General features: G+C 71.5%; 24 protein-coding genes. 12 read left to right on the top strand and 12 right to left on the bottom strand.

Going from position 1 to position 22,221, the window contains the following annotated elements; all coding sequences use genetic code 11:
* Window positions 1-76: 76 nt before the first annotated feature.
* On the bottom strand, window positions 77-502 hold the full coding sequence (locus tag E1267_RS16920) for a MerR family transcriptional regulator (protein WP_132333533.1): 426 nt from the start codon (window positions 500-502) through the stop codon (window positions 77-79).
* Window positions 503-597: 95 nt separating this feature from the next.
* On the opposite strand from E1267_RS16920, the gene E1267_RS16915 reads away from it, so the two are divergent.
* From E1267_RS16915 to E1267_RS16905, 3 genes are all read left to right on the top strand, one after another.
* Complete coding sequence (locus tag E1267_RS16915) at window positions 598-1,005, top strand: hypothetical protein (protein WP_132333532.1); 408 nt, start codon at window positions 598-600, stop codon at window positions 1,003-1,005.
* A gap of 108 nt (window positions 1,006-1,113) precedes the next feature.
* Window positions 1,114-1,518 (top strand): ArsR/SmtB family transcription factor, encoded by a 405-nt coding sequence (locus E1267_RS16910; RefSeq protein WP_132333531.1) that lies wholly within the window; start codon window positions 1,114-1,116, stop codon window positions 1,516-1,518.
* A complete protein-coding gene (locus tag E1267_RS16905) occupies window positions 1,515-2,237 on the top strand; it encodes a cation efflux transmembrane domain-containing protein (protein WP_132333530.1) in 723 nt (240 codons plus the stop codon). Before E1267_RS16910 ends, E1267_RS16905 begins: the two co-directional genes overlap by 4 nt.
* A gap of 49 nt (window positions 2,238-2,286) precedes the next feature.
* Here the strand turns inward: E1267_RS16905 and E1267_RS47905 are convergent, their stop codons facing one another.
* Entirely contained in the window at window positions 2,287-2,568 is a 282-nt protein-coding gene (locus tag E1267_RS47905; protein ID WP_425465080.1) for an acyltransferase domain-containing protein, read from the bottom strand.
* A gap of 184 nt (window positions 2,569-2,752) precedes the next feature.
* On the opposite strand from E1267_RS47905, the gene E1267_RS16900 reads away from it, so the two are divergent.
* A complete protein-coding gene (locus E1267_RS16900; protein WP_132333529.1) occupies window positions 2,753-3,067 on the top strand; it encodes a hypothetical protein in 315 nt (104 codons plus the stop codon).
* Window positions 3,068-3,202: 135 nt separating this feature from the next.
* Entirely contained in the window at window positions 3,203-3,916 is a 714-nt protein-coding gene (locus E1267_RS16895; protein WP_132333528.1) for a hypothetical protein, read from the top strand.
* Here E1267_RS16895 and E1267_RS16890 read toward each other — a convergent pair.
* The 10 genes from E1267_RS16890 to E1267_RS16845 form a co-directional block, all read right to left on the bottom strand.
* A complete protein-coding gene (locus E1267_RS16890) occupies window positions 3,900-5,447 on the bottom strand; it encodes an arylsulfatase (RefSeq protein WP_165959646.1) in 1,548 nt (515 codons plus the stop codon). The two genes, E1267_RS16895 and E1267_RS16890, sit on opposite strands and share 17 nt — an antisense overlap.
* Window positions 5,444-7,072, bottom strand: a complete 1,629-nt coding sequence (locus E1267_RS16885) for a glycoside hydrolase family 13 protein (protein ID WP_132333526.1) — start codon at window positions 7,070-7,072, stop codon at window positions 5,444-5,446. The genes E1267_RS16890 and E1267_RS16885 overlap by 4 nt, the downstream gene beginning before the upstream one ends.
* Window positions 7,065-7,973, bottom strand: coding sequence for a dihydrodipicolinate synthase family protein (locus tag E1267_RS16880; protein WP_132333525.1), 909 nt, complete (start codon window positions 7,971-7,973; stop codon window positions 7,065-7,067). The genes E1267_RS16885 and E1267_RS16880 overlap by 8 nt, the downstream gene beginning before the upstream one ends.
* A complete protein-coding gene (locus E1267_RS16875) occupies window positions 7,973-9,583 on the bottom strand; it encodes an FAD-dependent oxidoreductase (protein WP_246063964.1) in 1,611 nt (536 codons plus the stop codon). The genes E1267_RS16880 and E1267_RS16875 overlap by 1 nt, the downstream gene beginning before the upstream one ends.
* Before the next feature lie 24 nt (window positions 9,584-9,607).
* A complete protein-coding gene (locus tag E1267_RS16870) occupies window positions 9,608-10,405 on the bottom strand; it encodes an ATP-binding cassette domain-containing protein (RefSeq protein WP_220449520.1) in 798 nt (265 codons plus the stop codon).
* Entirely contained in the window at window positions 10,402-11,409 is a 1,008-nt protein-coding gene (locus tag E1267_RS16865; RefSeq protein WP_132333522.1) for an ABC transporter ATP-binding protein, read from the bottom strand. The genes E1267_RS16870 and E1267_RS16865 overlap by 4 nt, the downstream gene beginning before the upstream one ends.
* Before the next feature lie 5 nt (window positions 11,410-11,414).
* On the bottom strand, window positions 11,415-12,827 hold the full coding sequence (locus tag E1267_RS16860) for an ABC transporter substrate-binding protein (protein WP_165959651.1): 1,413 nt from the start codon (window positions 12,825-12,827) through the stop codon (window positions 11,415-11,417).
* 140 nt (window positions 12,828-12,967) lie between these two features.
* Window positions 12,968-13,834: an ABC transporter permease gene (locus E1267_RS16855; protein ID WP_132333520.1), complete on the bottom strand. Its 867-nt coding sequence runs from the start codon at window positions 13,832-13,834 to the stop codon at window positions 12,968-12,970.
* Window positions 13,831-14,757, bottom strand: a complete 927-nt coding sequence (locus E1267_RS16850; RefSeq protein ID WP_132333519.1) for an ABC transporter permease — start codon at window positions 14,755-14,757, stop codon at window positions 13,831-13,833. The genes E1267_RS16855 and E1267_RS16850 overlap by 4 nt, the downstream gene beginning before the upstream one ends.
* Window positions 14,754-15,809: a LacI family DNA-binding transcriptional regulator gene (locus tag E1267_RS16845; RefSeq protein WP_132333518.1), complete on the bottom strand. Its 1,056-nt coding sequence runs from the start codon at window positions 15,807-15,809 to the stop codon at window positions 14,754-14,756. The genes E1267_RS16850 and E1267_RS16845 overlap by 4 nt, the downstream gene beginning before the upstream one ends.
* A gap of 302 nt (window positions 15,810-16,111) precedes the next feature.
* Between E1267_RS16845 and E1267_RS16840 the strand changes: the two genes are divergently transcribed.
* The 7 genes from E1267_RS16840 (at window position 16,112) to E1267_RS16810 (ending at window position 22,194) form a co-directional block, all read left to right on the top strand.
* Entirely contained in the window at window positions 16,112-17,812 is a 1,701-nt protein-coding gene (locus tag E1267_RS16840) for a right-handed parallel beta-helix repeat-containing protein (RefSeq protein WP_165959650.1), read from the top strand.
* 9 nt (window positions 17,813-17,821) lie between these two features.
* Window positions 17,822-18,847: an SGNH/GDSL hydrolase family protein gene (locus E1267_RS16835; RefSeq protein WP_132333516.1), complete on the top strand. Its 1,026-nt coding sequence runs from the start codon at window positions 17,822-17,824 to the stop codon at window positions 18,845-18,847.
* 21 nt (window positions 18,848-18,868) lie between these two features.
* Complete coding sequence (locus tag E1267_RS16830) at window positions 18,869-19,501, top strand: TetR/AcrR family transcriptional regulator (protein ID WP_132333515.1); 633 nt, start codon at window positions 18,869-18,871, stop codon at window positions 19,499-19,501.
* A gap of 66 nt (window positions 19,502-19,567) precedes the next feature.
* A complete protein-coding gene (locus E1267_RS16825; RefSeq protein ID WP_132333514.1) occupies window positions 19,568-19,978 on the top strand; it encodes a VOC family protein in 411 nt (136 codons plus the stop codon).
* Window positions 19,979-20,012: 34 nt separating this feature from the next.
* Complete coding sequence (locus tag E1267_RS16820) at window positions 20,013-20,477, top strand: helix-turn-helix transcriptional regulator (protein WP_132333513.1); 465 nt, start codon at window positions 20,013-20,015, stop codon at window positions 20,475-20,477.
* 216 nt (window positions 20,478-20,693) lie between these two features.
* Window positions 20,694-21,500: an ABC transporter ATP-binding protein gene (locus E1267_RS16815; RefSeq protein ID WP_132333512.1), complete on the top strand. Its 807-nt coding sequence runs from the start codon at window positions 20,694-20,696 to the stop codon at window positions 21,498-21,500.
* On the top strand, window positions 21,487-22,194 hold the full coding sequence (locus E1267_RS16810) for an ABC transporter ATP-binding protein (RefSeq protein ID WP_132333511.1): 708 nt from the start codon (window positions 21,487-21,489) through the stop codon (window positions 22,192-22,194). The genes E1267_RS16815 and E1267_RS16810 overlap by 14 nt, the downstream gene beginning before the upstream one ends.
* The last annotated feature ends 27 nt before the right edge of the window (window positions 22,195-22,221 follow it).

The following is a 22,221-nucleotide window of genomic DNA, read 5'->3' as shown; positions in this document are numbered from 1 at the left end:
ATCGCCGCCCGCAACGGCACCCCGATCAGTTTCTGGCAGTTCACCAAGTACGGCCTGGTCGTCACCGTGGTGACCATCACTTTGACCGCGCCGTACCTGTGGTTCCGCTACCTGACCTGACGCCGGCCTCGGCCTGGCCGTACATGAGCCGGCAGCGGCCGGCCCGGCAGTCCTGAAGGCCCGCCGCAGCGGTGCGGCGGGCCCTGGTCAGCTCTGCGATCTTGACGTCGAGCCGGTTCACCACCGCTTCCAGTCGCCAGCGTTCACTGTCGCACGTGGCGCCGCCCTGGTCGTGCGCGGCCAGGGCGGCGATGACCTGGTCCAGGGTGAAGCCCAGCTCCTGTAGCGCCTTGGCCATGCGGATGCGTTCCACCGCCTCGGTGGTGAAGACGCGGTATCCGGAGGGTCTGCGCTCGGCCGCGGGCAGGATGCCGCGCCGCTCGTAGAAGCGCACGGTGTCCACGCTGACCCCGGCTTCCTGAGCGACCTGTCCGATTCTCATGTGGCTTCGCCTCTTGACTCTGGACTCAGCTCCAGACTTTACGGTTCACGTGAGGGCGCCACAAGAGCGCCGGAACCCGTCGAGAGGAGTCCGGCATGGACATCCCGCCCGCTTCCACGCCCGTCGTCTGCGACATGACCACCGCTCCTGACACCGCCCGGCAGCGCCTGGAGGAATACCGGCTGCTGTTCGGACGGCACCTGCTCAGCCGCGAGCGGACCGGCCAGGGCGTCCGCTTCCGGCTGCGCGCCGAGCCCGGCGTGGCTGCGTGGGCGCGCGACCTCGCCGCACGGGAGAAGGCCTGCTGCGCGTTTTTCGCCTTCGAGGTCATGGTCGAGGGGGAGCAGGTGATCTGGGACTGGGCGGTCAGCGACAACGACGCCGCGCGTGCCGTACTGGAGGAGTACTACGTGCTGCCCGCCGCGGACCCTGAGGAGGTGGAGAAGCGTCTGGCGGACAAGGGCCTGCATTTCACCGACCCCCTGCGCCACACCGTCGGCTGATCCCGGCGGCGCTGCGCCTGGTCGTCAGCCCGGAGCATGCCTGCTGAGCTTACGGCGCGGCTTCCTTGCTCTTGCGATGACATACCCTTTCTGGAATATCATCGCTGTATGGCGATTAATGATGTTGCTGGTCGCTGCGTCCGCATCGATATCGCTGTCGGCGTCCCCCCGGCGGCAGCGTTGTTCCACTCGCTGGCCGACGAAACCCGGCTGCGCATCGTGGCCAGGCTCGCCCGCGGCGAGGCTCGCGTGGTCGACCTGACCGCCGAACTCGGGCTGGCGCAGTCCACGGTGTCCAAGCACCTGGCCTGCCTGCGCGACTGCGGCCTCGTCGCCTATCGCGCCGAAGGCCGGCAGTCGTTCTACTCCCTCACCCGGCCCGAGCTGATGGACCTGCTGGCCTCGGCCGAGCAGCTGCTGGCAGCCACCGGCCACGCGGTCACGCTCCGCCCCGCCCCCGGCCACAACGACTGTGACGGTGTCGCGCCGGCGGCCGGGGAAGCGGCGACATGAGCGCGCTCAACCTGACCGGCCCCGTCCCGTCCCCGGCGCGGCGCACCCTGCTGCGGCAGCGTATCCGGCTGCTGGTGGCAGCCACCATCGCCTACAACGTGATCGAAGCGGTTGTGGCCATCGCCGCAGGCACCATCGCCTCTTCGGTCGCCCTCGTCGGATTCGGCCTCGACTCCATCGTCGAGGTCGCCTCCGCCACCGCGGTCGCCTGGCAGTTCTCCGCCACCGACCACGAAGCACGGGAGAAGACCGCGCTGCGCGTCATCGCGCTCTCGTTCTTCGCCCTGGCCGCCTATGTCACCTTCGACTCGGTCCGCGCCCTGCTGGGCGTCGGCGAGGCCGAGCACTCCACGCCCGGCCTGATCCTGGCCTCTCTGTCGCTCGTGATCATGCCCTTCCTGTCCTACGCGCAGCGCCGCGCAGGCCGCGAACTCGGCTCCGCCGCCGCGGTCGCCGACTCCAAGCAGACCCTGCTGTGCACCTACCTGTCGGCGGTCCTGCTGGTGGGCCTGGCGCTCAACAGCCTGTTCGGCTGGTCCTGGGCCGATCCCGTCGCCGCCCTCGTCATCGCCGCCGTCGCGGTCAAGGAAGGCCGCGAAGCCTGGCGCGGGGACGCCTGCTGCGCGGTCCCAGCCGCCACCCTGTCCGGCGGCACCGTCTCCGAGTCTGATGGTTGCTCGGACGGCTGCTGCTCACCCGTTCAGAAGGACACGCCATGAACGATCCGGCCGGTGCGGGCACGCCAGTGCCGGCCGGATCGCAGGTGGGTCACGTACGCCCTTCGCAAGGGAGACAGAGCCAGACGTAGAGGTGCAACGCCACGGGGCCGGCGTCGACCGGGAACGCCGGGAAGCCGCGGTATCCGTTGCCCGCAAGCCCTGAGCCCATCTGCGAAATCATGTCCCGATGGCACCGTTCCAGGTGCCGCCACAGTCCGGGGTGTTTGTGGGGGTCGGGCCGGACCGCCGGCGTTTCGTCCCGGTCGGCGGGCATTGCGTCCATCCGGTCCAGCAACCGCGCCGCTTCCGCGTTCGGGGGAAGGCCGAGCATGTGCCCAACCTACGACGGCGAGCCGCACGGGGCGGCGGTTCGAGGTAGTGTCGTGATCAGGATCTTTGAGCGGCGTTGTCGCTCTCGGTCCCTTTTGTGTTGTACGGAGCTCGGAGGTGATCACGGTGCACCCGGTCTAGCGACAGCCCCAACCAGGGGCGTCACGGAGCCGAAAGGTGACCGTATGAGCAAGACCGACAAGACCCGGCCATGGTGGGTGCGGATGGCCGACGCGCCACTGACCACCTGCGTGCCCGTGCATGATCACCGTTTCGGGCCGTGCACGCTGCGGGACGAGATCGACGTCGACAGCACCGACTGGAAGCAGGACGGCTGTTTCTGGGGCCCTCCCGGCTACCACGTGCTCGTCGTCGACGCCAAGCGCTCCTCCCGGGAGTGGCAGCACTTCCGTCGCGTGGACCGCCGCCGCAGCCGTCACCAGGCGCGGCGTGAGCTGCGCGTCTACCACACCTATCGCACGCATCTCGACGAGAACTGAGTACGCGGCGAGGGCCGGATGTCAGCGGGCACTGTCGTTCGCCCCGGTCCGGCCGCCCTCGCCAAGGGGATTCTCCCTCGGCACCTCGGGTAGCTGCCGTTCCGAAGACGCGGTCCCCGCCCTGAGGAGCAGGTCATGGAGTGGTGCACCTCCTTCGTGCGGTCCGGGCTGGCCGCCACGTTCGGCACCGCCGCCCGGCTGCGGCGAGGGCGCCCCCTCCACCGGTGCGGGCTGATCCTGGAGGCGCGGCTGCGCCTGCACGGGACGCCTCGGCCGTGGGGTGCCCGGTTCCTCGACCAGCCGCTGGACCTGCGGGGAATCGCGCGGCTGTCCCGCTCCACGGGTGTGCCGCCGCCGCTTCCCGACATTCTCGGGCTCGCCTTCCGCTGGCAGCAGGACGACGCCACCGCCGACCTGCTGCTGGCCACCACCGGCCACACCGCGCTCGGCCGTCGTGCGTTGCGGCCCGCCACGCGCTGGACGGGGATGTACGGCTCTCTGTTCCCGTACCAGGTGGGTGAGCGCAGGCTCCTGCTCGGCGCGCTGTTCCACACGCCCGCCCGGCTGCCGGCCACGATCGACGCGCTGGAGCAGGCGGTCGAGTACGGTCCGCTGCGCGCGGAGTTGCTGGCCGCCGCCCCGAGAGGTCCATGGACTCTGTTCGGCCAGGTCGAACTGTCCGGCCCGGCGATCGGGGACGCCGACATGCCGACGCGGTTCAACCCCCTCCGCCGTCCCATCCCGGGTCTGCGCCCGGCGGGATGGCTGAACGAGGTACGCGACGCCGCTTACGTGGCCGCCCAGCAGACGCCGGATCCCGCGGACAAGGCTCTCACCCGCGCGGTATGACGCCGACCCGCCGTGCCCAGGCCTGGTACGCGGTGGCCAGTTCGGCGACGACGTCGGGGTGGTGCCCGGCCAGGTCGGTCAGCTCGGAGCGGTCGGTGTCCAGGTCGTACAGCTCCCATGGCGCCGCGTGCTCGCGGACCAGCTTCCACCGCCCCCGGCGTACGGCGGCGTTGCCGAGGTGCTCCCAGAACAGCCACGTGTCCTGGACCGGCTCCCCGCGCAGGGCGGGCGTCATGTCGCGCCCCTCAAGGGGCGGCACCTCGTGACCCCGGTGTTCGCTCGGGTACGTGACGCCGGCGGCGGCGAGCAGGGTGGGCAGCACGTCGGTGAGCTGGCAGGGCGTCCGGACGATCCGGCCGGCGGCCAGGCCTCCGGCGGGCCAGTGCACGACGAACGGGGTCGCGATGCCTCCCTCGTGCACCCAGCGCTTGTAGAGGCGGAACGGGGTGTTGGACAGGTTGGCCCACGCGGGGCCGTAACTCGCGTACGTGTCCTCGGGCCCGGGGTCGACGCCCGGGAGGTTGCCGACCCGCAGCTCGGCGCCCTCACGGGTGGCCGCGGGCACGATGTGTCGCCCGGCCCGGAACTCGCCGGGGTCGCCGAGCGGCAGGATCTCGGCGCAGCCGCCGTTGTCCGACAGGAAGACGACGATGGTGTCGTCGGAGACCCCGGACGCCGCCAGCCGGTCGAGGATCCGGCCGACACCCCGGTCCATCCGCTCCACCTGGGCGGCGTACACCTGCATGCGGCGTGCCTCCCACGTCTGATGCGGCGCCGACGCCCACGATGGCTGGGCGGGATCGGGCGCGGACAGTGCCGACTCGGTGCCGAGCAGGCCTTCCGCGTGCAGCCGGTCGAGCCGGCGGGCGCGCAGTTCGTCCCAGCCCGCCGTGTAGACGCCGTCGTAGCCGGCGATGTCGTCCTCGGGCGCGTGCAGCGGCCAGTGCGGCGCGGTGTAGGCGACGTAGGCGAAGAACGGCCGGCCGGCGGCGGCCTCCCGGCCGATGAAGTCCACCGCGTGATCGGTGATCGCGTCGGTGTAGAAGAAGCGCGGATCGCGGGTCTCGTCGCTCGCGTCCTGTTCGCCGCGGTACAGCGTCGCCGGGTCGTAGTAGCTGCCGCATCCGCTGAGCGTCCCGAAGAAGTCGGAGAAGCCCCGCCGGGTGGGCCACGAGTCGGCCGGTTCCCACAACGGCCCGCTCAGGTGCCATTTGCCCGACATGCCAGTCGCGTACCCGACATCCCCGAGCAGCTCGGCGACGGTCACGCAGCGGTCGTTGAGGCTGCCCGGATATCCTCCGGGCGCGTTGTTCCCGGCCAGGACGCCGATGCCGGTCTGGTGCGGATGCAGCCCGGTCAGCAGGGAGGCGCGCGACGGGCTGCAGCGTGCCGTGTTGTAGAACTGCGACAACCGCACCCCCGACCGCCCGATCCGGTCGAGGTTCGGCGTGCGGATCTCGCCGCCGTAACAGCCGATGTCGGAATATCCGAGGTCGTCGGCGAGGATCAGCACGATGTTGGGGCGCCTCACGTCCACTCCGCGGTCCCGTCCCGTACGCGCAGCCAGGCGGCCGTGTCCGGCCCGAGCGGAGCGCGCTCCTCGGCGTGCGTGTCGCTGCGCAGGAGCGTGACCGTGTCCGCGGGCAGCGGCACCTCGGTGGCACCGAGGTTGACGACGCATTCGAAGTACGGCCCCCGCCGCAGACGCAGCACGGAGCCGGCCCGGTCCACCCATTCGAGCTCCTGCGGCACGTCCAGCTCCCGCCGGATCCGCAGCGCCCGCGCCACCAGCCCGTACGTGGAGTCCGGGTCGGCCACCTGGCGGGCCACCGAGAGCCGTCCCCAGCCGGAAGGCTGAGGCAGCCACGGGTCCGCCGACCCGAACCCGGCGCCGTCCGGGGCGGGCGTCCACGGCAACGGCACACGGCAGCCGTCGCGCCCCCGTCGCCGCCCGCCGGACCGGGTCCAGATCGGGTCCCGGAGGCGGTCGTCGGGGATGTCCAGGTGGTCGGGCAGCCCGAGCTCCTCGCCCTGATAGAGGTAGGCGACGCCGGGCAGCGCCAGCATGAGCAGCAGCGCGGCCCTGGCTCGGCGCCGGCCGAGCTCCTCGTCGACCGGGCCCAGTTCGTGACCCGATCTTCCCTGGTGCTTGCGGGTGTCGGCGCGGCCGTAGCGGGTCACCGTACGTTCGACGTCGTGGTTGGACAGCACCCAGGTCGGCGGCGCGCCGGAGAGCGCCATCGTGCGGAGCGTGGAGTCGATCACCGTGAACAGGTCGCCGGCGTCCCACGCGGACTGCAGGAAGGGGAAGTTGAACGCGGTGTGGAGCTGGGCGGGCGCCACGTACCTGGCGAGCCGGTCGGGATCGGCCACCCACGCCTCGGCGACGAAGACCCTCGGCGGGTCGTAGGCGTCGGCCACCTCCCGCCAGTCCCGGTAGATCGCGTGCACCTCGTCGCGGTCGCGGTGCGGGTGGTCGGGCACGTCGGTGAGGACGAGCAGGTCCTCCTCCCGGTAGCCCAGGTCGGGGTAGCCGGGGTGTTTGACCAGGCCGGTGGCGACGTCGATGCGGAACCCGTCGACCCCGCGGTCGAACCAGAAGCGCAGCAGGTCGAGAAACTCGGCGCGCACCTCGGGGTTGGACCAGTTCAGGTCGGCCTGGGTGGGGTCGAACAGGTGCAGGTACCACTGCCCGTCGGGAACCCGGGTCCAGGCCGGGCCGCCGAACGTGCTGCGCCAGTCGTTGGGCGCTCCCGAGCCGTCCAGGAAGTGGTATCGCGCCCGTTCCGGGGAGCCCGGAGGGGCGGCGAGCGCGGCCTGGAACCAGAGGTGGTCGGTGGAGGTGTGGTTCGGCACGATGTCGAGGATCACCCGCAGGCCGTGCCGGTGCGCCGCCGCGACGAGCTGCTCGGCCTCGTGTACGTCGCCGTACTCGGGGGCGATGGCGCGGTAGTCGGACACGTCGTAGCCGCCGTCGTTGCCCGGCGACGCGTACCACGGGGTGATCCAGATGGCGTCGACGCCGAGCCCGGCCAGGTAGCCGAGGCGGCTGCGGATTCCGGCGATGTCGCCGATCCCGTCGCCGTTCCCGTCCGCGAAGGACCGGATGTAGATCTGGTAGATCACCGCGGTACGCCACCATTCGACGTCAGCCATCGGCGCCTGCGATCAGTTCCGGCTCGAATTCCCTCAGGAACTCGCGCAGCGCCGTCAGCTCGCCGTCGTCGAGGGTGCGCAGCGGCGCGGCGACCGTGGGGCGGCACAGGCCCCGCATGGCCAGTGCCGCCTTGACGACCGGGACTCCGGGGCGGACCCGGTGCACGCCGAGCAGCCGGACGACCTGCTTCTGGGCCAGGGCGGCACGCTCCTGGTCGCCGGCGTGGTGGGCGTCGACCAGTTCGAGCGCGAGGCGCGGGGAGAGGTTGGCGATCCCGGGGGTGATCCCGTCGGCGCCGGCGGCCAGCGCGTCGAGCATGGCGCCCTCCGCTCCCTGGCTGACGCCGAAGTCCGGCCGGTGGCGCTTGACGTCGAGCCACCGGCGCAGGACGTCCGCGTCGCCGGAGCTGTCCTTGACGCCGGTGACGTGCTCCATGTCGGCGACGGCCGCGATCGAGCCGGCCGAGAACGGCGGCGCGTACCTCGGGATGTGGTACGCGATCACCGGAACGGCGGCGGCACGGGCGGCCCGATAGTGCTCGACGATGTCGCGCTCGTCATGGTGGAAGTAGCAGGGCGGGCTGAGGGCGACCGCGTCGCAGCCGGCCTCGGCGGCGAGCTCGGCCCGCCTGAGCGACTCGCGGGTGCCGGCGGCCGAGACGTTGACGACGACGGCGCCGTCAGGCACCAGGCGCCGCCAGCGGCCGACGGCCTCCGTGAGGAACGCGCCGATCTCGGCCGTCGGGTGCAGCGGCCCTTCGCCGTTCGTGCCCAGGAGCATGATCTTCGTGATGCCCGCGGCCGCGAGCGCGTCGAAGTAGCGCAGGCCGGCCGCGAGGTCCGGGCGTCCGCTCTCGCCGATCGGGGTCACGGCGGGGACGATCACACCTGACACGGACATCAGTACCCCCGGATCTCCGGCCAGGCCAGCTCTACGCCGTCTGCCTTCAGTTTGCCCTGGAACGCGCGCAGGTGTCCTTCCTTGCGCCGGACGTCGTGCGGCTCCACCTTCTCCCCCAGGCAGTAGGCCACCAGCGAGGCGGCGGCCTCGCCGATGTTCCACTCCACGGGGTGCAGCCGGTAGCAGCCGTTGGTGATGTGCGTGCTGCCGATGTTCTTGCCGGCCGGCAGCAGGTTCCGCACGCGTACGGGCAGCAGGGCGCCGAGCGGGATCTGGAACGGGCAACTCGGGACGTCGATGTAGTTGTCACCGCCCGTCGAAGGGTGCAGATCGATCCGGTACATGCCGATGCCCACCGTGTCGTCGTACGGCGTCGCGCCCGCCCCACCGCGTACGGCGAGGGACACGTCCTGCTCGACGACGGTGTACTCGGCCCTGATGCGCCGGGACTCGCGGACGTAGGGCGCGGCGGCGAAGCCGTCGGTGGTGTCCATGGCGTCGGGCCGCAGCCGCAGGCCGGGCCAGCCGCGCCCGCCGTCGGGCCGCGGCGCCTCGGTCTGCAGCCAGTACAGCATGCTCTCCGACAGCTCACGCGCGCCGGCGAGGTGGCGGGCCTTGTCCTCCTCGCTCACTCCGATGAGGGGCCCCTCCACGTAGTCGATCATCGGCCAGTTCACCAGGGTGACGTCGCTGGTGACGAAGCCGGGCTCGTACTGCTCGCGGGCGACGGCCCGGCGGAACTCCCACAGTTCGCGGTCGCCCGGGTCCTGGCTCTGGTCGGCGAGCACGGGCCCCGACGGGACGTTCGGGGTGAACGTGCGCGTCAGCGGCTTCCGCGTGCGCGGGTCGGGGGCGGTCAGCCCGATCTGCGGTCCCGGCCAGTAGTCGGGACGGTACGCGCGCCAGTGGTCGTAGTTCGCCGGCCGGTCGATCACGTGGTTCTCGCCCTCCCGGTGATCGACGGCGAACACCCAGGAGAACGCCTGCATGTTGCCAGGCTGTGGGACCTCGGGCGCGCTCGGCTCACCGGTCTCGTGCCGGGACTCGAACCCGGTCACGTGCTCCACGCCGGCGAGCGGCAGCAGGTCGCCGAGTTCGGTGGCGTCCAGATAGTACGGGCTCACGATGTGCACCAAGCCGCCGTCCGCGCGGTCCACGGTCACGCTGCTCACCCGGTCGCCGTCGGTCTCCGCGGCGACCGGCCGCGCACGGAGCAGGATGCGCAGCCGGCCGCCGCTCAGGTAGGGGTCGACCATGGCGCGCAACACCGCGCCGCTGACCCGCGGCTCGTGGCACAGCGCGCCGACCCGGCCGAGCCCGGGGTTCAGGTGCGGCTCGTTTCTGGCCGACACGGTGAGCGGATACCAGGTCCGGTAGTAGTCGCGGACCGCGTCCCGGTACCGGCGGTAGGAGGCGGTGCAGCCGAACTGCTCGATCCACCTGTGCTCGTCCGGAGGCACGCCCTGGCTGGTGAACTGCCCGCCGATGCGGTCGCCCTCCTCGGTCAGCACCACCCGCAGTCCCTGCCGCAGCGCCGCGAGCGCGGCGGCGACCGCGCCGACGCCACCGCCGATGATGGCCAGATCCGCATCAGTGATCCGTGATTCCAACGTTCCCCCTGGTTGCATGTGAATTCAGGCGCCCTCGAGGTCAAGGGCGGCGGCGAGAAGTTTCCTGGTGTACGCATGGCCGGGCCGCTCGAACAGGTCGTCGGCGGTCGCCGTCTCGACCAGGCGGCCCCGGTGCATGACCGCGACCCGGTCCGCGATCTGCCGTACCACCCCGAGATCGTGGGTGATGAAGAGGATGGCGAGGCCGCGGGCGGCGCGCAGGCCGGCCAGCAGCCGCAGGATCTGTGACTGCACCGAGACGTCGAGCGCCGAGACGGCTTCGTCGCAGACCAGCAGCCGGGGTCGCAGGGCGAGCGCGCGGGCGATGCTGACCCGCTGGCACTGCCCGCCGGACAGGGCCGTGGCGCGGCGGGTGCCGACGTCGGGGTCGAGGCCGACGTCGGCTAGCAGCTCGTCGATCGCGGCGTCCCAGGTTCGGCCGTCGGGTGCGGCCGAAGGGTGGGTCCGCCAGGTCTCGGCGATGATCGACCGCACGGTCATGCGGGGGTTGAGCGAGGCCGCCGGGTCCTGGAAGACCATCTGGATCGCCCGCCGGGTCGCCGGTGACCGCCTGGTCACCGGGCCGACCGGGGCCCCGTCGAACATGACCGTCCCTTCCTGGTGCGCCTGGAGTCCGACGACGCAGCGGGCGACCGTGGTCTTTCCCGAGCCCGACTCCCCGACGATCGCCAGGGTCTCGTCGGCGCTCAGGCCGAAGGAGACGCCGTCGACGGCGTTCGGCGCGCTGCCGCGCCTGCGCTCCCTCCGGGTGTGGAAGTTGACCACGAGGTCGCTGACCTGGACCAGGGGCGATGCGCTCACGTTTCCTCCGGGAAGTGACAGGCGACCTGCCGGCCGGCGGCGACCTGGCGCATCCGCGGCACCTCGCTCGCGCACCGGTCCTGCGCCTTGGCGCAGCGCGGATGGAAGGGGCATCCGCTCGGGCGTTCCGCCGGGCTCGCCGGGCTGCCCGGCAGCGGCTCGGCGATGGCCGTCCTGCTGCGTACGGCGGGCACGCTCACCACGAGCGCCCGCGTGTACGGGTGCGCCGGGCTGTTGAGCACCTCGCGGCCGCTGCCGACCTCGCAGATCCGGCCGGCGTACATGACGACGACCTCGTCCGCCACGTGGGCCATCACCCGCAGGTCGTGGCTGACCAGCAGCATGGCCGTGTCCTCCTCGTCGCGCACGCGCCGCAGCAGCGCGAGGATGCGGGCCTGCACGGTGACGTCGAGCGCCGTCGTCGGCTCGTCGGCGAGGATGAGTTCCGGCGAGCCGGCCAGCGCCGTCGCCACCATGGCCCGCTGGCGCAGCCCGCCCGAGTACTGGTGGGGATACTGGGCGTGCCGGGTCTGCGGGTCGGGGATGCCCACCCGGTCGAGCAGGTCGATCACGGTGCGGCGGACCTCCTTCGCGGGCATTCCGCCGCGCCGCAGGATCTCGCCGACCTGCCGGCCGATCGTCTGCGTCGGGTCCAGCGCCGCCTGGGGATCCTGGAAGATCATGGCGATGCCGCGCCCGCGCAGGCGGCGGCGGTCCTGCTCGGCCATGGTGACCATGTCGTCGCCGTGCCACAGCAGCCGGCCCGTGACCGCCGCGCCGGGCGGCGGCAGGCCGATGATCGCGCTCGCCGTCATGGTCTTGCCGCTGCCCGACTCGCCGATCAGGCCGGTGGTACGGCCCGCGGCGACGGTGAACGAGACGTCGTCCACCACGCGGACCGGGCCGGCCGGGCCGGGCAGGTCGATCGACAGGTGCTCGACCTGGAGCAGCGGCGCCGGCTCCGGGTCGAGCTCCGCCGCCACCTGGTCGGTGACCTTGGACATCCGGCTCATGATGTGCCGTTGCCGATGCGGACGGTGGAGAAGTCAGGCGTCAGGTCCGGGGGAATGGTGAGGCCCTGTACGGACTTGTTCCGGACGTACAGGTTCCGCACGAACATGGGGTACATGCCCACCGCGTCATCCCAAATGATCTTGTTGGCCTGCCCATACAGCTCCTGCCGCTTGGCGTTGTCGCTGGTCGAGCCCGCCTGGTTCAGCAGCTTGTCGAGGTCGGGGTTGCAGTAGCCCGTACGCTTGGCCGCGCAGGTGTACAACCGGCCGAGATTGGTCGCCGCGTCGAAGCCGGCCGTGCCGAGCTGCTGGATGTTCAGGTCCCACTTCAGCGCCAGCAGGTCTTGCAGGAAGACCGCCGCCTCCTTCTGGGTGGGCTCCGCCTTGACCCCGATCTTCGCGAGGTCGCTGGCCACCGCGTCGGCGAACTGCTGGAACTGCGGCTGGGAGAACTGCATCTGGATCTTCTGGTCGTAGTCCCAGCCCGCGTCGTCCAGCGCCTTCTTGGCCGCGGCGGGGTCGTACGTCACCGGGGTCTGCGGCGCGTAGCCGAGCACGTTGGGCGTCACCACCGAGTTCGCCACCGAGCCCGTCTCGGGGAACAACGACTTGATGATGGTGGCGAAGTCGACCGCCTGCCACAACGCGCGCCTGACCGCGGCCTCCTTGAGGCCCTTCTCCGAGCCGTTCATCCACATGGTGATGACGCCGCTGCCCGAGTCCTTCTCGACCACCAGGTCGGTGTTGCCCTTCAGGCCCGCGAGCTGGTCGTCGGGGACCACCCACGTCATGTCCACCTCGCCGGTCTTCAACGCGGTCATCCGCGCCGCCATCTCCTGGACGCTGCGCAGCTCCAGGCGGTTCAGCGCCGGCTTGCCGCGCCAGTGACCGGGGTTGGGTGCCAGCACCAGGCTCTGGCCCGGTGTGAACCGCTCGACGACGAACGGGCCCGAGCCGATCGGCTTGGACCAGTCGCCGTCCTGGTGGGCGGCGGGGGTGACGTAGAAGGTGATGAGCTTGCCGAGCAGCGCCGGGTCGGGGTCCTTGGAGGTGATGACGACCTTGTCCGCACCGCTCTCCTTGGCGTTGTGACCGGCGTAGTTGCCGGCCATCGCGCCCTTGAGCGCCAGCACCCGCTCGAAGGAGGCGACGACGTCGGCGCTGGTGACCGGCGTGCCGTCGGAGAACGTGACGTCCTCGCGCAGCGTGAAGGTCCACTCCGTGGCGTCCTCGTTGGCCTGCCAGGACTCGGCGAGCACCCCTTCGAACTGCCCCTTCCCCTTCGTACGGAGGAGCGGGCTGAAGATCGCCTTGGCGGCCACCTGGGTGCCGTTGTCCATCCCGGAGGCGCCGTGCGGATCGAGGTTCTCGATCGGGGTCCACACGGCGACGGCCAGTTCCTGCGCCACGGCGCCACCTGTCGACGATCCGCCGGTGGTGGTGCTGCAAGCGACGAGCCCGACGATGGATACTGTCGCGGCGGCGAGGGCCACCGCACGACGAAGCCGAACGGGCCTCATGGAAATCCCTCCTGACATTGGCTGAGCTGTCAGCGGCTCGTGCCGAGACGCTGGGTGAGGTGGTCGCCGAGCAGGCCCGTGCTCACCACGAGGCCGGTCAGCGCCAGCCCAGGTAGCGCAGAGATCCACCAGGCGGTGTCCAGGTAGTCCTTGCCGTTCGCGATGACCTGGCCCCAGGAGACCGTGGCCGAGGGCAGTCCGAGGCCCAGGAAGCTGAGCCCGGCCTCGGACAACACCGCTCCGGCGAACTCCGTGGTCGCCAGCGCGGTCACCGGGCCGATGACGAACGGGACGACGTGCCGGACGATCACGACCGGGGTGGGAACGCCGATCAGCCGTGCCGCGTCGACGTACGGCCGTTCGCGCAGTGAGAGGGTGAGCCCTCGGGCGAGCCTGGCGAAGCCGACCCAGCCGGCCACCGACAGCGCCAGGACGACGACCAGCATGCTGCGGTCGAAGAGGCCGGCGATCACGATCGCCAGCAGGATGCCGGGGAAGGCCATCAGGATGTCGATCAGCCGGGAGATCGCGACGTCGGTCCAGCCGGCGAGATAGCCGGCGAGCGTCCCGAAAGCCAGCCCCACCGCCAGGCAGGCGGCCACCACGGAGATCCCGATGATGATCGACGTCCTGGCGCCGTAGACGAGCTGGCCGAGCATGTCCCGGCCGGCGCCGTCGGTGCCCAGGAGGGCGACCGTGCCGTCCGATCTGACCGCCCCGATCGGCAGCAGCCGGTCGGCCACGCTGGTCGCCACCGGGTCGTAGGCGATCAGCAGCGGGCCGATCAGGCCGACGACCAGGTAGACGGCGAGCACGACGGTGGCGACCGCGGCGACGGTCGGCGTGGACCTCAGGCGTACGGGCCACAACCGTGGCCGGGCGGTGATCGCGCTCATGCCTTCGCCCCCAGCCGCACTCGCGGGTCGAGCCGGGCGGCGATCAGGTCCGCCGCGACGTTGCAGCAGACCACGATGACCGCGATGAGGAGCACCGCGGCCTGCACGATCGAGTAGTCGCGGTTGGTGACCGCCGTCACCAGCAGCGAGCCGAGGCCGGGCCAGGTGAAGACGCTCTCCACGATCACCGCGCCGCCCAGCAGCGTGCTCACGTGCAGCGCGCCGACGGTCACGACGGGGGTCGCCGCGTTGCGCACCACGTGCCCGGTCACCACTTCGCGGGTGCTGAGCCCTTTGGCGTACGCCCGCTGCACGTAGGGCTCCGCCATGGTGTCGGCGACGCTGCTGCGGGTGATCCGGGTGAGCAGCGCGGTGAAGGGGGCCGCGAGCGTGAGCGCGGGGAGCACGATGTGCGCCGGGGTGCCGACGCCGGCGCTGGGCAGCAGCCTGAGCTGCAACGCCATCACCAGGATCAGCATGATGCCGATCCAGAACGGCGGCATGGAGTAGAGGGTGAGGGCGAACCCGGAGATCCCGCGGTCGATCCACCGGCCGCGGTAGGCGCCGGCCAGCGCTCCGAGCACGACGCCCGCCATCGCGATGACGGTCGCCGTCAGGGTGAGCTCGACCGAGGCCGGCAGCCGGGACAACACCAGCTCGACCGCCGGCTGCCCGAAGCGGTAGGACTCCCCGAAGTCGAGCGTCACCAGCTGGGTCAGATAGTGCCAGTACTGCACCGGCAGCGGCTGGTCCAGGCCGAGCCTGGTCCGGGCGGCCGCCACCTCGGCCGCCGTGGCGTCCGGTCCGAGCAGCACCAGGGCCTGGTCCCCGGGGGCGGCCCGCATGATGAAGAACACGAGGGTGGCGGCGCCGAAGATGATCAGCACTCCGGTCGCCGCCGTGCGCAGCGCGTACCTGGTCATCGCCGCACCACCCGGCTGATCGAGTTGCCGCGCACGTCGGTGCACGGCACGACCAGCTGAAGGGGCGGCTGCTCCGCGCCTTCGAGCAGGTTGACCAGCAGCTGCACCGCGGCCCTGCCGATCTCCACGCGGGGGATCTCGAACGACGTCCAGATCCTGGTGGCGGTCGGCGGCGGTGCGGAGCCCAGGAAGGCGACCGACAGGTGGTCGGGGATGCGCACGCCGGCCGCCTCGGCGACCTCGGCCAGGGCGAGGCCGGTGGCGTTGTCCTCGGAGGGCTCGACCACGACCGCCGTGACCCCGTCCCGGACCCATCCGGTGACCCGGTCCGTGCCGATGTCCGCGGCGCCTGAGGAGAACTCGACCACGAGGTCGTCCGGGTGCAGGTTCGCGGCCCGCGCGCCCTGTCGCAGGCCGCGCTCGCGATCGTCGCCCGGCTCGGCTCCGTCGGTCTGCCGCAGGAGCAGGATGCGCCGGTGCCCGAGCGCGGCCAGCTCCTCCACGAGGGCCGCGGTCGGGGTGACGTAGTCGGGGGCGACGTAGGACAGCTCGGTTTCCGAGATGTCGCGCCGGCCGATGAAGACGAAGGGGAAGCCCTCCTTGGCGAGGTTCGCCAGGTCGTCACGGGAGATGTGACGGCCCAGCAGGACGCAGCCGTCGGCCTTCAGCAGCGCGTTGCGCCCTCTGGCGTAGACCCCGCCCTGGGCGGTGTTGGCCGAGGTGAACAGCAGCAGGTCGTAGCCGAGCCGCGCCGCCTCCTCCTCCACCCCGAGCAGGAACGGGTGGTAGAAGTCCCGCTGGTCGACCGGGAACACCGACTCGAACGTGTAGAGCCCGATGGTCTTGACGGTCATCCCGCGCAGCGCGCGGGCGGCGGGGTTGGCGGCGTACCCCAGGTCTTCGATCGCCTGCTGCACGCGCCGGCGGGTCTCCTCGGCCACCGGCACACCGTCTCCCCCGTTCAGCACGAGGGAGACCGTGGCCTGGGAGACCCCGGCCCGCTGGGCGATCTCGACTTGGGTGGGGCGACGGGGCCCCGCTCGTTTGCGCATGGCGATCCACTTGACTAATACGTAACGACTCGGGGGCACTCTAGGGACCCGGAGGGGGTGCACACAAGGGGTAGATTTCCCTAACATTACGTCGAGACAGCGCAAAGCGGGCGCAAAAAGGGGCATCCGCCGCCTCTTGTAAGCCGGATATGACGTCTGTACGATCCACGATCTATACGTATCAACCCGCTTCATGGGAGGTAGGGGCCATGCCCGAGGGCACCGATCGTCGAGCGCTCTTACGAATCGGCGGTGCGGCACTGGGCGCGGCCGCGGCCACCGCGTCATGGGGAGCCTCCCCCGTGGCGGCCGCGACCGCGGACCCGCCGGAAATCGTCACTCCCCAGGAGTTCGGCGCGCTGGCCGACGGGAAGCACGACGACACCGGGGCCATCGAGCAGGCCATCAACGCCCAGCGCACGCAGTACCGGATCGTCGTCTTCCCGCCGGGCACCTACCGGATCACCCGGACCATCGTCATCCCCGACCAGCCCGACGAGAACTACAACCGCATCCAGCTACGCGGTTACAGCACCATGACGAACCGCGCGTCCGTCATCCAGGTGGAGCACGACGGCGTGGGCATCGACGTACGGTGCTCGCTCGCCGCGATCCACGGCCTGGCCTTCGTCGCCCCCGCCAAGACCGAGAACAACCGGGCGCTGCGCTTCGCCGGCGAGGTCAACACCGACGACACCGACGCCGCCATCCTGGAGTGCACGTTCGTGTCGTTCAAGCTGGCCGTCGAGCACGTCGGCCGCGGACTGTACTTCTCGCACAACCTCGTCGCCCTCTGCACCACCGGCATCAGCCTCGCCTGGCCCGCCGATGGCGTCGGCGGCGGCCCCGTCCACGTCCCGCCGTACGGGTTGCGGAAGTGGCTCATCACCAACAACCACTTCCACAGCCCGTTCCAGGCCATCGTCACGGAGGGCGCCGAGGACGCCGACTTCCGCGGCGCGATCATCCAGGGCAACCTGCTCGACATCGGCCGGCGCCTGCTGATCGGCAGCCTCACCAACTCCACCATCAGCGGCAACATGGTGGAGAAAGGCGACAACGGGCCGATCATCGAGATCACCAGCGGGGGCCACAACCTGACGATCTCCGACAACGTCCTCGGCGGGCTCGAACCTCCCCTGAACGACGGCCCGAGCGCCATCCAGTTCTCCAGCGGCGTCACGGCGCAGAACGTCACCATCAGCGGGAACACCTTCAACTGGCTCAACCACTCGCCCATCCGGTTCGAGAACGACGCCAGCAAGATCACCATCGCGAACAACTCGTTCGACCACTGGAACCTCGACGGCAAGTCCGACGCCGCCGCGATCAGGGTGGACGGGAAGGCGACCGCGTTCAGCGTCATCGGCAACGTCATCTCGGCCGACCCCGCCGACCGGCCACCGATCATGACCACCGGCGGGCTGCACGGGTCACACGTGATAGGCAACGCCTCCGCGCACGTACCGCTGGTCGCGGGCACGGTGGGGGCGGACTCGTTCGTGCAGGCCGGCCCTGGCCGGTTCAACCGGATGGAGGTCGCCCAGCCGCTGGGCGCGGCGGCGAAGGTGGTCAGCACCTCGACCGAGAAGCCCACGGTGGGCGAGGACCACTACGGCTCGTTCGTCGTGGAGGGCAACAACGCCAACCCGGGCGTCAAGGGCGGGCTGCGGGTGGTCCCGGTCAACCAGTCGGGATCGGCCGCCACCGAGTTGCTCTGCTCGACCACGAACACCAACGAGCTGGTCTCCATGGCCTCCAGCGCCACCGGGCTGATCCCGCCCGCCGACAACGCGCGCGATCTGGGCAGCCCGGACCGGCGGATGCGCACTGTGTACGCACACCAGGTGGCCCTGGCCGAGCACGCGCCGGGCGCGCTGCCGGACGCGGCCGGCCACGTCGGAGGCGTCGTCATGGTCCGCGACCCGGAGACCGGCAAGCGCGGTCTCGCGTTCTCCGACGGGGACGCCTGGCGCAGCGTCGCGCTCGGCCCGAAGGTCTGACCGGCCGGCGTGGCGCCGATCCGGCTCGCTCCTGACGCCCGGCCGGACGTCTGGCGGGGCGGCCTGGCCTGGACGGAGGAGGGCGGCTGGTGGCAACCGTGGCGGCTGCCGCCCGGCCGGATCGCCACCGCCCACGCTTCCGGCCTGGTCACGCGGGCGCGCATGCCGGCCGGGGTCCGCGCGGTCGTCCGTACCGACGCGAGCGCGCTGGAACTGCGCACCCACGCCGCCGACGACGACGTGACGTCGCTGGACGTCGTCGTGGACGGCGCGTTGTGGCGGCGTACGGCGCTGACGGCGGGGGCGGCGACGAGCCAGGTCTCGTTGCCGCCCGGCGCCAAGGTCGTCGAGGCGTGGTTGCCCCAGTTCGGCGAGCTCCGGACGGGTGCCCTCGTCCTGCACGGCGCGACGTACGCCGCCGCCGTGGACGAGGGCCCCCGCTGGGTCGCGTACGGGAGCTCGATCACGCAGTGCCGCTCGGCCGCCGGCCCGAGCCGGACGTGGCCCGCTCTCGTCGCGCGCCGCCTCGGCTGGGACCTCACCTGTCTCGGCTTCGCCGGGGAGTGCCACCTCGATCCCGTCGCCGCCGGGGCCATCGCGCGTACGCCCGCGGAGGTGATCTCGTTGTGCCTCGGTGCCAACGTGTACGGCGCCGCGAGTTTCGGCCCGCGGACCTTCGCCGGCCAGGTGTCCGGGTTCGTCCAGGCGGTCCGCGACGCGCATCCGCGGGCGCCGATCGCCGTGCTCTCGCCGATCGTCTCACCGGACCGTGAGCGGCTGCCCAACCAGGCGATGATGACCCTCGAAGACGTCCGCCGCGCCGTCACGGACGCCGTGACGACGCTGCGCCGATGCGGCGACACCGGCCTCCACCTCATCGACGGCCCGAGCGTTCTCGGGGCCGGCGACGCCCACCTCCTCCTGCCCGACGGCCTGCACCCCGACGCCGACGGCTACCGCCTCATGGCCGCGCGGCTCGCCCCCCGCCTGGCCGGCCTCCGTCCAGCACCACCACGTCCAGCCACACCAGTGTGACCGCATCGATAAGGTGGCGACGTGGCAACGAGACGCGCCCGTGGGCCCGGAGCCCACCACGAGCAGCGGCGCAACGAGATCGCCGACGCCGTGCTCGCCATCGTCGCCGACCGCGGCCTGGCCGCCGTGTCCCTGACCGAGGTGGCGGCCCAGGCCGGCATCTCGCCCGGCCGGGTGCAACACTATTTCCCGGCGAAGCGGCAACTCATCGAGGCCGCATTCGAGCGGGGCAACGAGCTGTCCAGCGTACGCATCAGGCAGAAGACCGGCTCCGCCCTCGACGCCGCCGACCCCCGCCTGGTGCTCACCACCGTGCTCACCGAGCTCATCCCGTACGACGCCACGACCGAGGCCCACATGCGGGTACGCCAGTCCTTCCACGCCCTCGGCCTCGCCGAGGAGAGCATCGCGGCCAGGCTGCGCATCCTGTACGCCGGACTCCACCGCCGGCTGGCCGACCTGATCAGAAAGGACCAGCGAGCCGGCCGCGTCGCCGCCGAGGTGGACGCCTCCGGCACCGCCCTGTCCCTCGTGGCCCTGGCCGAAGGACTCGCCGCCTACGTGCTGACCGGCGTCGCCCCCTCCGCCGTGGCACGTGACCGGCTGCTGGGCGAGATCACCGCCCTCTACACCCGCACCACCGACCAGGCGTGAGCCGGCGTCACCGATCGGTCAGGATGGGAGAAGCGCAGGTCGGGGAGCCGCCGTTACCGTGACGGTATGGACATCACCATTCACACGACCTTCCTGCCGCACGACGACCCGGAGGCCTCCCTGACCTTCTACCGCGACACCCTCGGCTTCGAGGTACGCAGCGACGTCGGGCAGGGGACGATGCGCTGGATCACGGTCGGCCCGCCCGGACAGCCCGGCACGTCCATCCTCCTGGCGCCCCCGGCCGCCGATCCCGGCATCACCGAGGACGAGCGCCGCACCATCCAGCAGATGATGGCCAAGGGCACCTACGGCTGGATCCTGCTGGCCACCAGGGACCTCGACGGCGTGTTCAGGAAGGTGCGGGCCGGCGACGCCGAGGTCGTCCAGGAGCCGACGGAGCAGGTGTACGGCGTGCGCGACTGCGCCTTCCGCGACCCCGCGGGCAACCTGGTCCGCATCCAGGAAGTGCGCTGAGCGAGTGTAGGCCGTCGACGAGAGGGGTTTGCTCATGTGCCATCCCGCGTGGGGACGCGCGCTCACCACGGCGGAACGCCTGAAGGACCTCGCGCGGCTGCGCCGCGTACGCGACCGCATCGACAGGGAGTACGCCCAGCCGCTGAACGTCGAGGCGCTCGCCCGCGGCGTGCACATGTCAGCCGGGCACCTCAGCCGCCAGTTCCGCCTCGCCTACGGGGAGTCGCCGTACGCCTATCTGATGACGCGCCGCATCGAGCGCGCGATGGCGCTGCTGCGCCGTGGCGACCTCAACGTCACCGAGGTCTGTTTCGCGGTGGGCTGTTCGTCGCTGGGCACGTTCAGCACCCGTTTCACCGAGCTGGTCGGCATGCCGCCCAGCGTCTACCAGCGCCGCGCGGCGGGTGCCGCGGCGGGGATGCCGTCGTGCGTGGCCAAGCAGGTGACGCGGCCGATCAGGACCAGGGAGGCGCCCGTCGCCGAGCCCCAGCCCGCGTGACGACGTGAACCCGGCGCGGCCCGAGCCAGTGATCTCGGGGGTGCGGCGAGGCTTCAGCGAGGACGCGTGACGGCGGAAGGTGTGCGCCAGCTCATAGTGCGCTGCCGGAATGTGTGTCCGAGTCACCTGGTCCAGCGGCCCGGCTGCCACTTAGCGTTCACGGTTACGGCGGTCTGAGCGTGACTCGGGTCACGTCGTGACGCGCGAGGAGGGCGCATGGGAGCAGATCCGGTGGGGAGCGGGCACGGTGCCGCCCCGGGCGGATCCGTCCCCATCCTGCGGGTGCGCGGCCTGAGCAGGGAGTTCCGCGGTTTCCTCGCGGTGGACGGCGTGGACCTGGACATCGCCGAGGGCAGCGTGCACGCACTGGTGGGTCCCAACGGCGCCGGCAAGACCACCCTGTTCAACCTGCTCACCGGGTTCCTGAAGCCGAGCGCGGGCAGCGTGCTGCTGGCGGGCGGCCAGGAGCTGGCCGGGCGCAGCCCCGAGGCGATCACCCGGCTGGGCGTGGCGCGCTCGTTCCAGATCACCAGCCTGTTCGCCGAGCTCACCCCGCACCAGCACGTGGAGCTGGCGCTGGCGAGCCCCACCGGTCTCGGCTGGCGGTTCTGGCGTTCCGACCGGGCGCTGGCCCGCTTCGCGGAGCGCGCCGAGGAGTTGCTCGACCAGGTCGGGCTCTCCGGCCACGGCCATGTGCCCGCGGGTTCGCTGCCGTACGGGAGCAAACGGGCGCTGGAGCTGGCGCTGGCCCTCGCCCTGGACCCCAAGGTGCTGTTGCTCGACGAGCCGACGGCCGGGATGGGCGTGGAGGACGTCGACCGTACGAGCGAGCTCGTCCGCAAGATCCGCGCGGGCCGGACCGTGGTTCTGGTCGAGCACAACATGAACGTGGTGGCCAGCCTGGCCGACCGGGTGACCGTCCTGCAGCACGGCAAGGTGCTGGCCGAAGGCCCGTACGCCGAGATCCGCCACGACCCGCGGGTCATCACCGCCTACCTCGGAGACTCTCATGCTGCGCGTTGACCGGCTGTCGGCCTGGTACGGCGAGGCGCAGGCCCTGCGCGAGGTGTCGATGCGGGTGGACGAGGGCGAGATCGTCACGCTGGTCGGCCGGAACGGCGCGGGCAAGACCACGCTGCTGCGCTGCCTGATGGGGCTGCACGGCACGTACGGCAGGACCACGGGCACGGTGTCGCTGTTCGACGAGGACATCTCCGGCCTGGCCCCGCACCGCAGGGCCCGCCACGGCCTGGGCTTCGTCCCCGACGACCGGGGCGTGTACGCCACCTTGTCGGTCGAGGAGAACCTGCTGCTCCCGCCCGTGACCAAGGGCGGCCAGGAGCCGTGGCCGCTGAAGCGCGTGTACGAGACGTTCCCGCCGCTGCGCGAACGCCGTCGGTTCCCCGGGACGAAGTTGTCGGGCGGTGAGCAGCAGATGCTCGCGCTGGCCCGTGTGCTGCGCACGGGCGCCCGGCTGTTGTTGTGCGACGAGCCGACCGAGGGCCTGTCGCCGCTGATCGTCCAGCAGATCGGCGAGATCCTGCGCGAGGTCAAGGCGGCCGGGGTGACGGTCCTGCTCGTCGAGCAGAACGTGCACTTCGCCGCCACCGTCGCGGACCGCCACTACCTGCTCGCCGAGGGCCGGATCGTCGAGTCGCTGGACAACGACCAGGTCCGCGAACGCGAGCACGAGTTGCTCGAATACCTCGGGATCTGACGACCACGACGCTGGGGAAACAGAGGA

Source organism: Nonomuraea longispora, from assembly GCF_004348345.1.
Taxonomy (GTDB): Bacteria; Actinomycetota; Actinomycetes; order Streptosporangiales; family Streptosporangiaceae; genus Nonomuraea; species Nonomuraea longispora.
This window is presented reverse-complemented; position numbering and strand designations above follow the sequence as displayed.

Coding starts and splice junctions, on each gene's coding strand:
- E1267_RS16820 (WP_132333513.1), top strand. CDS start 20,013: ATGTGCCATCCCGCGTGGGGACGCGCGCTCACCACGGCGGAACGCCTG.
- E1267_RS16810 (WP_132333511.1), top strand. CDS start 21,487: ATGCTGCGCGTTGACCGGCTGTCGGCCTGGTACGGCGAGGCGCAGGCC.
- E1267_RS16915 (WP_132333532.1), top strand. CDS start 598: ATGGACATCCCGCCCGCTTCCACGCCCGTCGTCTGCGACATGACCACC.
- E1267_RS16845 (WP_132333518.1), bottom strand. CDS start 15,809: ATGCGCAAACGAGCGGGGCCCCGTCGCCCCACCCAAGTCGAGATCGCC.
- E1267_RS16825 (WP_132333514.1), top strand. CDS start 19,568: ATGGACATCACCATTCACACGACCTTCCTGCCGCACGACGACCCGGAG.
- E1267_RS16865 (WP_132333522.1), bottom strand. CDS start 11,409: ATGTCCAAGGTCACCGACCAGGTGGCGGCGGAGCTCGACCCGGAGCCG.
- E1267_RS16855 (WP_132333520.1), bottom strand. CDS start 13,834: ATGAGCGCGATCACCGCCCGGCCACGGTTGTGGCCCGTACGCCTGAGG.
- E1267_RS16880 (WP_132333525.1), bottom strand. CDS start 7,973: ATGTCCGTGTCAGGTGTGATCGTCCCCGCCGTGACCCCGATCGGCGAG.
- E1267_RS16815 (WP_132333512.1), top strand. CDS start 20,694: ATGGGAGCAGATCCGGTGGGGAGCGGGCACGGTGCCGCCCCGGGCGGA.
- E1267_RS16885 (WP_132333526.1), bottom strand. CDS start 7,072: ATGGCTGACGTCGAATGGTGGCGTACCGCGGTGATCTACCAGATCTAC.
- E1267_RS16905 (WP_132333530.1), top strand. CDS start 1,515: ATGAGCGCGCTCAACCTGACCGGCCCCGTCCCGTCCCCGGCGCGGCGC.
- E1267_RS16850 (WP_132333519.1), bottom strand. CDS start 14,757: ATGACCAGGTACGCGCTGCGCACGGCGGCGACCGGAGTGCTGATCATC.
- E1267_RS16920 (WP_132333533.1), bottom strand. CDS start 502: ATGAGAATCGGACAGGTCGCTCAGGAAGCCGGGGTCAGCGTGGACACC.
- E1267_RS47905 (WP_425465080.1), bottom strand. CDS start 2,568: ATGCTCGGCCTTCCCCCGAACGCGGAAGCGGCGCGGTTGCTGGACCGG.
- E1267_RS16895 (WP_132333528.1), top strand. CDS start 3,203: ATGGAGTGGTGCACCTCCTTCGTGCGGTCCGGGCTGGCCGCCACGTTC.
- E1267_RS16910 (WP_132333531.1), top strand. CDS start 1,114: ATGGCGATTAATGATGTTGCTGGTCGCTGCGTCCGCATCGATATCGCT.
- E1267_RS16900 (WP_132333529.1), top strand. CDS start 2,753: ATGAGCAAGACCGACAAGACCCGGCCATGGTGGGTGCGGATGGCCGAC.